The organism is Marivirga tractuosa (genome assembly GCF_042140215.1).
GTDB classification, from domain to species: Bacteria; Bacteroidota; Bacteroidia; order Cytophagales; family Cyclobacteriaceae; genus Marivirga; species Marivirga tractuosa_A.
Map to the genome: position 1 here is coordinate 2,269,178 of NZ_CP159478.1, position 13,568 is coordinate 2,282,745.

The following is a 13,568-nucleotide window of genomic DNA, read 5'->3' on the forward strand; positions in this document are numbered from 1 at the left end:
CCTTAAATCAATGATAGTGTAGTATCTATTTTCCTGATTTATTTGGAGGTTTCATTCTCTAGTTGTATTTTTCTAATCTATATGAAGTCGAAAATACTTTTATCATTTCTGTTCTTATTCATCCTGCCAAGCTTAGAAATCTCAGCTCAAGATCCTGAATTATCCAAGATTTATATGGATCAGGCTGATCAGGTATATGCAGAGGCTAAAGATGCAATTGAAATTGCAAAGGATATATATATTCAGTCAGCAGAGGCAGACACTATGAACATCCGGGCCAATTATATGGCAGGTAAACTATTCTTAGAAACAGTTAACAGAGACTATTCCACTAAGTATTTTGAAAGAGTGAAAAGTTTAGACTCAAAATACCGTTTTAATATTGACTATTTATTAGGAAGAGGATATCAATATGGTTTGGAATTCGAAAAAGCCATCAAGCATTTCAATGCCTACAAAAAAAGGTTAATGGCAAATAAAAGTTATAGAGGAGGTGATAAGACCTCTATTTATGACGTAAATGATAGAATTGAAGAATGTCAGAATGCAAAAGAAATCATTAATATGCCTTCTTCTTATACCATTGAAAATGTTGGAGAGGATGTGAATTCAACCTGGCCAGATTATGCGCCTGTTTTAAATGAGGATGAAACTGTTATGATTTTTACATCACGAAGACAGGAAGATAATACAAATGAAAATGTGGATAAAGACAATTTTTATTTTGAGGATATCTATATTTCTAAACGAAAAGGAGTTACTTGGACTACAGCAAAAAATATAGGTCAAAATGTTAATACTCCTTATCATGATTCAAATTTGTTTTTGAGCAGTGATGGTAAAACCTTATATATTTATTCTGATGAGGGGAATGGTGATATATATTACTCAACCGAAAATGCCAATGAAGAATGGTCTAAACCAGTTCCCTTAGAAGGTAGAATTAATTCTCAAGGCTTTGCGGAGCAATCAATTTGGGTTTCTGAAGATGGTGAGTTTATGCTCTTTGCCTCCAATAGGCCAGGTGGATACGGTGGTTTTGATATTTATGGTTGTTATAAAGAAGATGGTCAGTGGAAAAGACCCTTTAACATGGGGCCAGAAATCAATACCAAGCAAGATGAAGATGGCCCCTATATGGCTAAAGATGGTGTGACAATATATTTTAGTAGTAAAGGTCATAAAGGCTTTGGCGGTTTTGATGTTTTCACCACAAAATATAACAGTAAAACAGAAAAATGGGGTAAACCTGAAAATTTAGGTTATCCTGTAAATACGGTAGATGACGAAGTTTATTTCCATCCTACTTCCGATGGCGAAAGAGGTTATTTAGCTTCAGTACGAGAAGAAGGCTTAGGTTTTACGGATATCTATATGGTGAAACACGTGGGAGATTTAGGAATAACGGCTAAAGAAAGAATTGCAAATCTTAAGAAATCAGAAAATGAATTTGTAACTGATGAGGAACTAGACACAAAAAAGTTGATAGATTCTGTACTTAGTATTTCTGCTTACCAGGTCTATTTTGAGGTAAATTCAACTGATATTCTGGAAAGACATGAACCAAAACTGAAAGACATGGCTAAATTTTTAAAAGCTCATTATAATCTTGGTGTACAAATATCGGCCTTTGCGTCTTCTGATGGTAATCCTAGATACAACTATGAATTATCAAATAAAAGGGCACAATCTGTATTAGCTTTCTTTATTGAACAAGGTATTGAAGAAGATAGATTGGCGGCCAGAGGTTTTGGAGTACTTTCTGGGGGAGCGGAGGATAAATCTCGAAAAGCCGAAGTGAAAATCCTCGACCTTTCGAAATTTGAAGAATAGAATAGAGGTTTGTTTCCCTACTATTTTATTTTACAATGAATCAATTAGATCTTGATTTCTTTTTACATATCCAAAATCACCTGAACTGTTCTTTTTAGCTAATTCAATAGATTTTTCAGCAACTTCTTTAGCCTGCTTTTTCTGACCCATTTTAGCTAAAATTTGAGCCTTTAAATGTAAGTTCCAGAATTGAGCACTATTATTACCTTCTGCTAAATAAGCATCAATCCATTTTAAAGCTTGCTTTAAATCTTTGTCAGTAGTATAATAATAGTTTGCAGCCGTAATAAGGTTTCTAGGATCAACCTTCGTGTTTTGCTCTATTTGTGTCATTACTAAATCGTCATAAGCAACTTCAAAAGGAATCTTTAAACTAACATTTTCCCATTCGAAGTGTATATTAGCGGTTTTGTTATCAGGGCTAATATCTGAAATCTGGTACGTTAAAGTCTCCACTGGTTTATCTAATTCTTCCGCTTCTTGAATTACAGATATTACCTCTTTCGATTCATCATAGTTGCCAACATTACCACCTAAGGACAGGTCGCTATATAATTTGAATTCCCATTCATTTTCCCCTGGGGTCATGAAAATTAAATATTCTCCCGCTTCCACTTTATTTCCTGCAATTATAGCTTCTGTATTTAAATTTAATACTGTTCCACTATTTGCTCCTGCTCTCCATAAAACGCCATATGGTTGTAAATAATCATCTCCTTCTCCAAAAACCTGTCGTCCTTTTAAGCTTGGTCTAAAATAGCTGATAGATACATCAGTTAACCCAACAGTTGTTTCTACCTTCGCTTTTGGTGAAGGTTGAGGGATGTTAATCTGAGCTTTTAGCTCAAGCGAACCTATTATTAAAATAGATAAGCCAAATAGTAATACTGATTTTTTCATAATGATTATGTTTTTTAGTTAAATTAAAGAGTAATTAGCAATCAAAAACTACTTTTCTGAATGAAAGTTACAAAAAAAAGATTAGGAAGAACATTTTTTCAAAATCCAGATGTAGTTCATGTGGCAAAAAGTTTATTAGGTAAAGTAATATGTGCTAATATTGAGGGTAATTACTGTGAAGCAATGATCACAGAAACCGAAGCTTATGCAGGAAAGAACGATAAAGCTTGTCATGCACACTTGGGGCGGTTTACTAAAAGAACAGCAACTATGTACGAAAAAGGAGGAGTAGCTTATATTTATTTGTGCTATGGAATTCATCATCTTTTTAATATAGTAACAAATACAAAAGGTAATGCTGATGCAGTTTTAATAAGAGCTATAGAGCCGATTTTAGGTGAGGAAATTATGTTACAAAGAAGAAATGTAAATAAGATAAAGCCTAATATCTTCTCAGGCCCAGGAAAGCTTACAAAAGCATTAGGTATAGATAAATCTCAAAATGCTTTAGACCTCGTAAATAGTGAAGATTTATATATAGCTGATTCTAATATTTTTGTTGATACTATAGTTAGTACTACTCGAATAGGAATTGATTATGCAGAAGAGGATGCATTACTCCCTTGGAGATTTTATATTTCTGGAAATAAATTTATTAGTCAGCCTTAATAATGCGTTTTTTTTATAAATTAGATATTAATTAATAATAACAGAATGGATAAATTCTTATGCCCAATAGATTTTTCAGCATATTCTCTTAATGCATTGGAGTATGCGGCAAAACTTCTACAGATTAGAAAGGGAAGTATGACACTCATCCATATTTTTTCTGAAAAAGAGTTTCTTCATGCTTTGGAAGGACAAAAATCAGATTTTAATGATTTGAAAGATCATGCAAAAGAAAAGCTGAGCAGCCTGGCCGATGAAATTGAAAGTGAATATGGTTTTGAATGCGATTTTGTCCTATCTATAGGTGAAGTAAATAACTCTATTAGCCAATATGCAATTAAAAATGAATTTGATTTAATTGTGATGGGTACACAGGGAAATGGCTATAGTAGGAAAACTATTATTGGAAGTAGGACTTTAAGAACTGTTCAAAATGCCACGCTACCAGTCTTAACAGTACCCCTCGATGCTGATTTTAAAAACTGGAATTCGGTTGTTTATGCTTCAGATTATTCTGACCAAGATAAAATTACCATGCAAAAACTGGTTAGCTTTATTTATCCTTTTAGAAGCAGGATAAGATTTGTCCATGTAAGTCACTCTAACATTATAGCGTTTTATTCATCGTTCTCTAAAAGTAAATAAAAAAAGATAAAATCCCCATTTCTGTTAATGTGATTTAAGAGCATTAAGAATGATGAATAAAACGTTGTTGGACTGAGCCGATGGGACTATGGGCATTGTATGTGTGTACTAGCTGCCGAGGCCTCACCCTGCCAATAGATAGCAGGGTTTTTGCCAGTTGGATGCTGATTTTGAGGGCTCGGTTTCATGCTAAGCTTTATTTATTAGACGTAGTTTTCCTGTTGAAGCTTTTCTCGCTTCTTGTAAAAGCTACAATCTTTCAAAGAACTGTCGGTTAGTTTAATACTAGCCAGGTGTTTTCTGTTTTGGCAACGGTACTGCCTTCATACTTTTTGTCTTGCATTTAGGACATTCAGCAGGGTCGTTCCCTGTTATTTGCCTGTACACTTCCAGGCCGTTGAGCCCTTCCAGCACAGGAAAGTAGGTGACCTTATTAATGATAAGGTTACAGTCTTCCCTGGCCTGTTTAAGGTTGGACAAGGACATAAAACCAAAATACCTGATTTTGCAAAACCCGTCAGGCAGGACATGCTGCATGAACCTTCTTATAAATTCTTTCGCCTCTAGGCTCATCACTTTTTTCAAGCCACCACAACGGTAGTCTTTATACCAAAAGCTCACCTTTCCATTTTGATGGCTTTTGATCCTTTGGTTACTTATGGCGACCCTATGGGTGTAATTACCTAAGTAATTAATGAGATTTTCCGAGCATTTAAAAGGCTTTTCGCTGTAAACCACCCATTTGGTCTTATAACACTGCTGTTTTAATTGTTCAAAGTGGGTGCCTGTAGGTATTTTGAGCCGGTCATTCTTGAAGGATGCTTCTAACAGCTTGAGTAAAAGACCCCTAAACACAGCACTTAGCACCTTCACGGGCAAGAAATAGTTGGGGTTGGAAGGAATCCATTCCCTTCCATCTTCGGTCAATCCTCCCGCAGGCACTATCATATGGATATGCGGGTGATAATCCAGGTTTTGTCCCCAGGTATGTAATATTGATACCGCACCTGCCTTTGCCCCCAGATACTTGGGGGTTTTGGCGCACTGCATCAAGGATTGGCCAGCTGCTTTAAAAAGTGCGCCATAAGTCAATTTTTGATTAATATAAAACAGCTTGTTCAAGCAGTGAGGCACGGTAAAGACCAAATGAAAATACTTGGTGGCAGGCAGGTTTGAAGCCAGTTTGTCGACCCATTTGGCCTTTCTTATAAATTGGCATTTTGGACAATGTCGGTTTCTGCACGAGTTGTAGGCCTGCTGATTGTACCCACAATTATCACAGCTGTTAATATGCCCTCCCATAGAGGCACTCCTGCATTGGGTGATGGCCTGATAGGCTTTCTTTTGTACGGGGCAGAGTTTTGCGGTATTCAAATAATCCGCTGCGTGTTCAATGAAGATATCAGCCAGTTCTGTTTTCTGTCTTTTGTTTTCCATCGCACCATTTTTAAACTTTCATATTGTCTAGAGGGGAGCAAACACTAGCTGGGTCTAGCTTAGTAAGATGCAGGTAGGCCGTAGTGGTCTTTAGCGAGGTATGCCCCATAAATTGCTGTATCAGCCGTAAGTTCACGCCTTGCTCCAACAGGTGTGTGGCAAAAGTGTGGCGCAGGGTATGGAAGGACACCGCTTTTTTAATACCGGCAAGTTCGAGCTTGTTCTTTACGATTTTAGCCAGAGTGGTTTCTGACAGAGGCTTCCCTTTGCTGTTTTGAGGTTCAAACAGGTACTTCTCGGGACGTGCAAATTTATAATAAATACGCAGTACCTCAAGTGTCTTGCGTGAGAGTAATGTGTAACGGTCTTTCTTGCCTTTACCCTGCATGACCCGAACCTGCATTCTTTGAGAGTCGATATGATTAGGCAGCAGGTTCAAAAGCTCATTTCTCCGCAAGCCTGATGAATAGGCCAACATAATAATAGCCTTATGTTTTAAGTTGCGGTTCACGTTGATCAGCCTTTCCATTTCCTCAATGGAGAGGACGATCGGAAGCCTTTTAGATTTTCTAGGACGTCTAATCTTAAAATCTTCCCACTCCCTTCCCAAAACATCGGTCTGCACTATTTTAAATGCACTGATGTACTGGTTCACAGTAGAGGCTGACAGGCCTTTTTCTATCACTACCTTGTGAAGGTAGTCTTTAAACTGTGAAAGGGTGATGGTCTCGAGCGGTAAACTGCTCACTTTGGCCATGTGGGACATCAGTGAACAATAGGTGTTTACTGTGCGAAAACTGTAATTCCGGAATTCCAGCTCTCTTTTGAGATGCTCTAAGGCATTGCTTTTTGTTTGAGTTTTCATAATGGTAACTTGTTTGTTTACCATTACAATTTAATCATACCTCATTTTACCGTTTCCAGGAAGAAACGGTTTAGTTCAACAATGTGATGAGTGCAAAAAGCTATGAAAAGTTTAAAACTGAATTATCTAGCTTTCTGGGTTATGATAAAATAAGTTACTATTTAAAAGAATATAAAAAGGACATTAGCAGTGGTATAGAGGAGTTTGTGAATGAACAGCAAGGCGATCTATTGGTCTTGCTGAAACGAAAAAGAAATTTCTTTGAGAAACTTATAGGGAGTAGCGTATCTACAGAAATTACCTACCTAAGCACTCATCCACTTTTAATTTATCATGAAAAAGAATAATTCATGATTTAATTAAGAAAGCTAATTATAATTGAATCATGTACAGCTTTTTCATGAATTTGATTATTTGAACCTCTTGGTTTTAGATTCCTTGATTTTAATAATTTTGATCAGATTTTAAAATTAGTAAATTTATTTTATCATAAGTGTCTGATAAACAAGATAAAAGGTATCTTTAATTATTTTATAACTTTAAGTTGATTTTAGTAAAAAATGTATTAGATTAGCATTTAAGTTTTTCAATACTATTGTTATTTTTATTAAATTTTACAATGAATATAGAGGTAAGATTTAAGATAATTGATAATTGTAACATTTAATGATTTACTTTAAATTGTATCATTATAAATTATGAAGGAATGCGATTAAGGGTGATATTTTTCATATTGTTATTTTTTATAGGCTCCATGAGTAATGGTCAAGATAAACCATTTATCATAGATTCTTTAGAAAGCATATATGATGATATTTCGCCAGTACTTTCAGCTGATGAGAATACATTGTATTTCACAAAAAAGAATCATCCAGAAAATGCCGGTGGTGAAAAAGACAAGGGAGATATATGGTATAGTAAAAAAGTAAATGGTGAATGGACAAAAGCTCAAAGGTTAAGAGGGCCAGTGAATAATCTGAATTTCAATGCAGTTATTGGAATTACTCCCGATGATTTTATAATGTATGTAGTTGGTAATTATAAAAGTCCACGAAAAGGAGGGATTTCCTATTCCCGAAAAATTGGTGATAACTGGAGCGAGCCTCAGCCGATAGATATTCCATATTATAAAAATAAGTCAGAGCATCTTTCCGGAAGTCTAAGTAAAGATGGTAAAATTATGGTTCTGAGTTTAGAAAGTTTTAGTTCGAGAGGAAATGAGGATATCTATTATACTTTTAGAAAATCAATTGATGAATGGACAGAATTAAGAAATTTAGGCGTTGATATCAATACCGAAGCACAGGAACTAACTCCTTATTTAGCCGCTGATAATAAAACATTATTCTTTAGCTCCAATGGTAGAGGTGGTAAAGGGAGTCGAGATATTTTTTATTCAAAGAGATTAGATGCTACCTGGACCACATGGTCAGAGGTAACTAATTTGGAAAACATAAATTCTGAAGGGGCTGATTGGTATTTCAACTTAATCAATGATGGAGAAAATGCATTGATGGTGAATACAGTTAATAGTGTTGGATTGGGCAACATAATGCAAACCGTTACTCCTGAAGAAGTTGAAATTGAGCCTGAAGTTGAAAAAAGCATGACGGCCTCTTCTCAATCAGTATTAGCATTAAATAATAGCAGTAGTAAGGAGAAACAACCTTTAAGGGAGAAAATTCAAGTTCAGTTTGAAGTAGTTGATGGATTTACAGGAAATGCACTAAAACCTCAAATGCTTATTAAAGGAGTGAATGAAATGAGTAAGAGCTCTTATTCGGAAATAGTAATGGGTAAAAATTCCTCTTATAAAACAAAACTTTTTAAAGATTCTATTTATACTGTAGATATTTCTGTTGAAGGTTATATTGATGATTTAAAAACTATTAAAACCGATACCATAAGCAATAACGATAAGATCAGATTGGAGCTTTTGAGTTTAGAAGAAGGTACTACCATTCAGCTTAAAAGTGTTTTATTTAGAAGAGGAACTGCTGAAATTTTAGACGGTTCTTTCGAAGAATTAGACAGAGTTTACACCATGCTGAAAAAGAATCCAACTATTGAAATTGAGCTTTCTGGCCATACTGATAATACAGGAAGCGCAAAATTAAATATAGAATTATCACAAGAGCGTTCTGATAGAATTAAAGAATATTTGGTTGAAAAGGGTGTTGATTCCAAGAGATTGGAAAGTAAAGGCTATGGTGGAGCAAGGCCAATTGCAAGTAATAAATCAGAGGCTACGAGAAAACTGAACCGCAGAGTTGAATTTACCATCATCAAAATTTAATAAAGATAAATGGGTACTGAGGGGACTAGTTTAAGGGAAAGAAAATCAGCTAAATTAAAATTACTGATATTATCTATCGCCAAAACTATGTTGCGCCAGCAAAACTTCCAAGATATACATGTAACAGACTTATGTGAAAGAGCAGGCATCTCAAAAGTCACATTCTTCCGATACTTCCCTCAAAAAGAAGATATTCTATTATATTTTATGAGAGTATGGGCCTTTGAGCTTAGTATTGAAATGCAAAAGCATGAAATCAAAGGACTTAAAGCAGTAAAATTTATTTTTGACAGATACGGTGATTTATGCGAAAATTATCATTCTGTTATTCTGCATTTAATTAAGTATCATGCAATTTCTCCTTTGGTATTGAAACCAATTAGTATAAAAAAAGCTGAAAAGCAACTTCTATTTCCAAAGTTGGAAGGAGTGGATCAAATGGAAGTTCTAGCCTTTGATAAGTTGTTAGAAAAGTATATGCTTGAAGCTATATTTCAAACTGAGATTACTAAAAGTTCAGATGTTACTGATTTAGTAAGCATGCTGTTAACCACAACTTATGGATCTATTTTGGTAGCTAAAATGAAGCAAACCCCTGTAAAGGCTACTCTAAAAAAGAATATTACCGCTGTATTGGAAACTTTTTGAATTATCCATTATAATTCATAGCTCTTCATCAATTTTGATTATTTTTACAGCAAATAATTAAATATGAAAATTACAGAATTTTTAAAACATAACTATCGTCATTTTAATGCTGCTGCACTTATTGATGCTGCTGAAGCTTATAAAAGCCATGTAGAATCAGGTAAAAAAATGTTAGTGTCATTAGCTGGGGCAATGTCTACAGCAGAATTGGGCATATCATTTGCCGAAATGATACGTCAGGATAAGGTGCAAATTATAAGCTGTACAGGCGCTAATTTAGAAGAGGATTTAATGAATCTTGTGGCACATAGTCACTATAAAAGGGTTCCAAATTATAGAGATTTAACCCCGCAACAAGAATGGGATTTATTAGAAAAGGGCTTAAATAGAGTTACAGATACCTGTATCCCAGAAGATGAAGCTTTCCGAAGATTACAACAGCACATCTTTGAAATTTGGAAAGATGCTGAAGAAAAGGGAGAACGATATTTCCCACATGAATTCATGTATAAGTTGATCCGATCAGGTGTATTGGAGCAATACTATGAAATTGATCCTAAAAACAGTTGGATGCTAGCAGCTGCTGAAAAGAACTTGCCTATCATCGTTCCAGGATGGGAAGATAGCACAATGGGTAATATTTTTGCTAGCTATTGTGTGAAAGGAGAGCTGAAGCCTTCCACCATGAAATCAGGAATTGAATACATGACTTTCTTGGCGGATTGGTATAAGGAAAATGCAGGAACTGAAGGCGTTGGTTTCTTTCAAATAGGAGGGGGTATAGCGGGAGATTTCCCTATATGCGTTGTCCCAATGCTTTATCAAGATTTGGAGTACACTGATGTTCCTTTTTGGAGCTATTTCTGTCAAATTTCAGATTCTACCACTAGTTATGGTTCTTATTCAGGGGCTGTGCCAAATGAGAAAATCACTTGGGGTAAATTAGATATCGATACACCTAAATTCATTGTGGAATCCGATGCTACTATAGTGGCACCATTGATTTTTGCAATTGTTTTAGGGCAGTAAAAAGATTTTATAAAATAGGAGAATAAAGCCTGCATAATTATCTTTATGCAGGCTTCTTTAATACTTCAATATAAATTCCTGTAAATTATCACTACGTTCTAGTTCAAGCTTTTTCCGTAACCTGTAGCGTGCTATTTCGACACCCCTCACCGAAATATTCAAAAGGTGAGCAATTTCCTTAGTGCTTAGGTTCATTCTTAAATAAGCACTTAATTTCATTTCCTGAGGACTTAAATCTGGATAATCCTTTTGCCATCTTGTAATAAAATCTCCATGAACCTGATCAAAATGAATTGAAAAATGTTCCCAATCATTATCAGCTGATATATTTTTATCAATATTTTGGATTACTCTGCTGATTTCATGCTTTACTTCTTGATTTTTACTTCTCTTAGAAATATTATTTAGGTTAGATTTGATACTGTTAATAAAGCTGTTTTTATTAATCAGGTGCATAGTAGAAGTAGCTAATTCTTTGTTCTTTAATTTTATTTCTGATTTCAGCTTTTCATTTTTTAAGTGCTCTAGTTTTTGTTCCGAGGTTTTTAGCTCACTATCAATTCTTGTGATTTCTTTTTCTTTTTCTTCTGTAATAATTTCAGTTTTCTTTTTATAGCGTAGCTCAAAAAATAGAAAGATTAAAACGGATGAAACTAATCCAATAAGGATGTAAGCTCCATAAGCCCAATTTGTACGATACCATGGTGGTAAAATGGTAAATTCAAATGTTGCAACATTACTTAATTGACCATGGATATTTTTTGCCCTTACATGGAAAATATAGGTGCCCTCTTTTAAATTGGTGTATTCTTTAGCAGTTCTAATAGACCAATTACTATATCCATATTCATTATTTTCCAACCAAAATTGATATTCATTTTCAAATTGCCCATTCATGTAGGGAGCACTATATTCAATTCGGATTGAATTTTCTTTAAATGGGATTTCAATTTCTGTGTTAAGCTGGTTAAAGGTCACTTTTTCACCATCCATTTGTCTCCCATAGGTTATGATCGAATCTGTTGAGTTTAAAATACTCACTTTTGTGAATATTACATCAAAATTGATGTCTTGTAATTTTGGAATAGCATTGTCAAAATGAATAAAACCTTCTTTTGCTGCAAATAAGACTTTATTGGCTTCTAATGTAGAAATATTGTGAAGGTCATCATTTAACACGTTTCTTAATTGATTAAAAACAGCAGTATGTTTTTTGTAATTGCCATTTGTGCTTTTCTCTAATACTCCAGTTTCATTTGTGCTTACGAAATAAATATTTCCAAGCGCATCTTCAGCAAAGCTTACAAATTGCTCGTCTTTTTGAAAGTAATCAGATAAAAATGAGGATTTAATAAAACGATCCTCCTTTTCACTATATTCATACAAACCTCTTTCAGTTGAGAAAATTAAATTGTTATTTAATCTCCAAACATTGATTAAAACATTTGATGGCAAGCCTTCATCTTTTCCATAGTATTTTACTTCTACAGATTTTAAATCTTCTGATAATGTGATTTTATAGACACCTTTATAACCATGGGTCATCCAAATATCTCCATTCTCATCTTCCTCCATCACCCGAGAAGATTCCTCGAAGCCCTCAATTTGATGGAGAAATTTTAGTCCATCATTTGATTTTTCAAGTAAGGATAATCCTTTATAATTTCCTTGTAATACATATTTTGGATGCTTATTTAAGTCAATAAATGTCCATGTACCTGGAATATTGGCCATAATTTCGGCCTCACCATCTTCTATTTTAAAAGTACCTGAGTGATGACCCATTACTATGGTATTATGAACTTGCTCGATGTTATAAACCTGTCCTGATGTGTTTTTGACCTTTTGAAAGGTCGAATTTTCGAAAGTAATGTTTTTAAAATATAGCCCGTTATTAGTGCCTAAATACAATGTATCTCTTAAAAGTAATGCATCATATCCTGTTCCTGGTAATCCTGTTTGTTCATTAAGATGTTGAAAAGGTGAATTTAGGGCAACAGATGATATTCCATTATTATGGCCTAGCCATAGATTACCTTGAATATCCTCATATAATGAAAGTACTGTTCTGTTTTCAATACCTCTGCCTTTATTCAGCTGCATTTCTATTTCTCCCCTTATATTTAGGATGTACAGCCCTTCATTTTGAGTCCCTATAGCTATTCCTCCATTTTTTAGCCTGATCATCTGATTAATAATCGAGGCTTTAAATATATTTTGATTTTTCGAATTCCATTTAGAAATGGAACGTCCATTTTTAAGAAAAATCCCGTTTTTTAAAGTACTAATTAGAAGTTGATTATTATTGACTTCCAGAATGCCACTAATGTTCATGTTTTTAAAAAAGTCACCAATTTCAGTCTTTTTTACACTCCCATTTTCCATGATAGATAATCCTTGTCCACCCTGGTTGAGGTAAAGTTGATGGTTTACTAAGAAAAAATTATCAGGATCATTCTCAGGATCAACTATATCAAGCAGTTTTCCTTTTTCATTAAATATGAATATATCATCAAAAGTGCAGAACAGTAACCTATCATTCTGTTTAAAAACCCTCCAGGCTTCATCAAAATCTCTTTTTTCACTTTTAATACTGTCAGCCAGACTTACAAATGTTAATTTGCCAAGCTCATCAGGAATGTAATAACCAAAATCACCTTGAGCAGCTATATAAATCTTACCATCTGTATCTACAAAAACATCACGGCATTTAGTACCGCTTTCCAAGGAGTATTTATTCCAACTTGTTCCGTCAAACTCAAGTAAGCCAAAATTATTGGCTACATACAGTAAACCATCCTGGCTTTGAGTAATTTTCCAATTTTGAATTCCGCCTTGATAATCTTGGCTAGAAAAGTACTTATAAAAGGGATAGCCCAAGTTTTGCCCAGAGCTAAATTTTGGAAGGAGAATAAGGGGGATTAAAGTAAAATATATTATGATTAATGCTTTCATTTCCTAATTATTAATTAATCACAATTTAGTAAAATAAGATAATATTGTAGTATTAATGGTAAAAATAGTGTAGTAAAAAACTGCTATTTCCAATTCTTTAAAAATGCTTATTATATTCAAAATAGGCATATTTTTCAACTGATATGATGAGTTTTTGAGATATCCAAATATAGGAGTTGATGTATTTATGATGTATTGTTAAAATTTGGTTAACATTTAAAATAATGGTCATTTGGTTCAGGCTTTTAACGGAAAGCTTTGGAAACATTTAATTAATGAAAACTAAATGAC

The 13,568-nt window shown here is 34.2% G+C and carries 11 protein-coding genes; 7 read left to right on the plus strand and 4 right to left on the minus strand.

What is annotated here, in order from left to right:
• Positions 1 to 81: 81 nt before the first annotated feature.
• Positions 82 to 1,833 carry an OmpA family protein gene (locus ABWH96_RS10320; RefSeq protein ID WP_375581373.1) on the plus strand — a complete coding sequence of 584 codons (1,752 nt, stop codon included), beginning with the start codon at positions 82 to 84 and terminating at the stop codon, positions 1,831 to 1,833.
• Positions 1,834 to 1,863: 30 nt separating this feature from the next.
• Here the strand turns inward: ABWH96_RS10320 and ABWH96_RS10325 are convergent, their stop codons facing one another.
• A complete protein-coding gene (locus tag ABWH96_RS10325) occupies positions 1,864 to 2,733 on the minus strand; it encodes a DUF2911 domain-containing protein (protein WP_375581374.1) in 870 nt (289 codons plus the stop codon).
• Positions 2,734 to 2,793: 60 nt separating this feature from the next.
• Here ABWH96_RS10325 and ABWH96_RS10330 point away from each other — a divergent pair, with 60 nt between their 5' ends.
• Positions 2,794 to 3,402 (plus strand): DNA-3-methyladenine glycosylase, encoded by a 609-nt coding sequence (locus ABWH96_RS10330; protein WP_375581375.1) that lies wholly within the window; start codon positions 2,794 to 2,796, stop codon positions 3,400 to 3,402.
• 45 nt (positions 3,403 to 3,447) lie between these two features.
• On the plus strand, positions 3,448 to 4,047 hold the full coding sequence (locus ABWH96_RS10335) for a universal stress protein (RefSeq protein WP_375581376.1): 600 nt from the start codon (positions 3,448 to 3,450) through the stop codon (positions 4,045 to 4,047).
• A gap of 285 nt (positions 4,048 to 4,332) precedes the next feature.
• On the opposite strand, the gene ABWH96_RS10340 is transcribed toward ABWH96_RS10335, so the two are convergent.
• Together ABWH96_RS10340 and ABWH96_RS10345 are read right to left on the minus strand one after the other, a co-directional pair.
• Positions 4,333 to 5,484 (minus strand): IS91 family transposase, encoded by a 1,152-nt coding sequence (locus ABWH96_RS10340; protein ID WP_375581377.1) that lies wholly within the window; start codon positions 5,482 to 5,484, stop codon positions 4,333 to 4,335.
• A 10-nt stretch (positions 5,485 to 5,494) separates the two neighbouring features.
• The gene (locus ABWH96_RS10345; RefSeq protein ID WP_375578887.1) at positions 5,495 to 6,349 is read right to left on the minus strand and encodes a tyrosine-type recombinase/integrase; all 855 of its coding nucleotides are present in this window, start codon (positions 6,347 to 6,349) and stop codon (positions 5,495 to 5,497) included.
• Between the two features lie 86 nt (positions 6,350 to 6,435).
• On the opposite strand from ABWH96_RS10345, the gene ABWH96_RS10350 reads away from it, so the two are divergent.
• From ABWH96_RS10350 to ABWH96_RS10365, 4 genes are all read left to right on the plus strand, one after another.
• Positions 6,436 to 6,696, plus strand: a complete 261-nt coding sequence (locus ABWH96_RS10350; protein ID WP_375581378.1) for a universal stress protein — start codon at positions 6,436 to 6,438, stop codon at positions 6,694 to 6,696.
• A 359-nt stretch (positions 6,697 to 7,055) separates the two neighbouring features.
• A complete protein-coding gene (locus ABWH96_RS10355) occupies positions 7,056 to 8,645 on the plus strand; it encodes an OmpA family protein (RefSeq protein WP_375581379.1) in 1,590 nt (529 codons plus the stop codon).
• Positions 8,646 to 8,654: 9 nt separating this feature from the next.
• Positions 8,655 to 9,293, plus strand: a complete 639-nt coding sequence (locus ABWH96_RS10360) for a TetR/AcrR family transcriptional regulator (RefSeq protein WP_375581380.1) — start codon at positions 8,655 to 8,657, stop codon at positions 9,291 to 9,293.
• Between the two features lie 63 nt (positions 9,294 to 9,356).
• Positions 9,357 to 10,322, plus strand: a complete 966-nt coding sequence (locus tag ABWH96_RS10365) for a deoxyhypusine synthase family protein (protein ID WP_375581381.1) — start codon at positions 9,357 to 9,359, stop codon at positions 10,320 to 10,322.
• A gap of 57 nt (positions 10,323 to 10,379) precedes the next feature.
• On the opposite strand, the gene ABWH96_RS10370 is transcribed toward ABWH96_RS10365, so the two are convergent.
• Positions 10,380 to 13,277 carry a two-component regulator propeller domain-containing protein gene (locus ABWH96_RS10370; RefSeq protein WP_375581382.1) on the minus strand — a complete coding sequence of 966 codons (2,898 nt, stop codon included), beginning with the start codon at positions 13,275 to 13,277 and terminating at the stop codon, positions 10,380 to 10,382.
• Positions 13,278 to 13,568: the final 291 nt, after the last annotated feature.